Annotated in this window: 1 protein-coding gene; it reads right to left on the bottom strand. The window is 40.4% G+C overall.

The window, feature by feature from the left end; genetic code table 11:
- Nucleotides 1-306: 306 nt before the first annotated feature.
- Nucleotides 307-502 (bottom strand): excalibur calcium-binding domain-containing protein (locus R8O10_RS27835; RefSeq protein ID WP_318192310.1); only part of this gene is annotated, 196 nt, incomplete at its 5' end.

The raw sequence follows: 502 nt of genomic DNA, 5'->3' as shown, positions 1-502 counted from the left end.
ATGACCAACAACGCGCTCTAAAGGAATACTGCCAAATCTCTTCTCAATATGTGGAAATAGATAAATTCCTCTACCCGTCAGATAATCGTCGAGAGGGAGTAATTCCGTATTGGTGAAATAAGCCGGATTTAGTCCATTTAGCTCCAGTATATTTGTTTTGATTGCCATACTCAGTTCCTCGTTAGTTTTTAAAGGTTTTAGCCACCGATTCGCTGGTGGGCTAATGAGCATATCAAGCAAAATGTCATCTCTACTACCTGAAGTCCCGCTTTTTGGAAGTCCAGTGATCGTATAGATAGAGTCGATTTATTCACATACAACCCCATCACCATCTCTATCGTTCATATAAGAGTATGCAGGATGTGATCTTCTTACTGGTGCAATACCATTTCTGATAGCTTCCTTGCAAGTAATCCTACCGTTATTATCTTCGTCATACATAAGTAACGGGGCGGACTTTGAAACGTTTCTCGTGGTTTTTATACTTTCCTCAGCAGGTTCA

Origin of the sequence: Vibrio sp. 1727 (genome assembly GCF_033344415.1) — a bacterium.
GTDB lineage: Bacteria > Pseudomonadota > Gammaproteobacteria > Enterobacterales > Vibrionaceae > Vibrio > Vibrio alginolyticus.
This window is presented reverse-complemented; position numbering and strand designations above follow the sequence as displayed.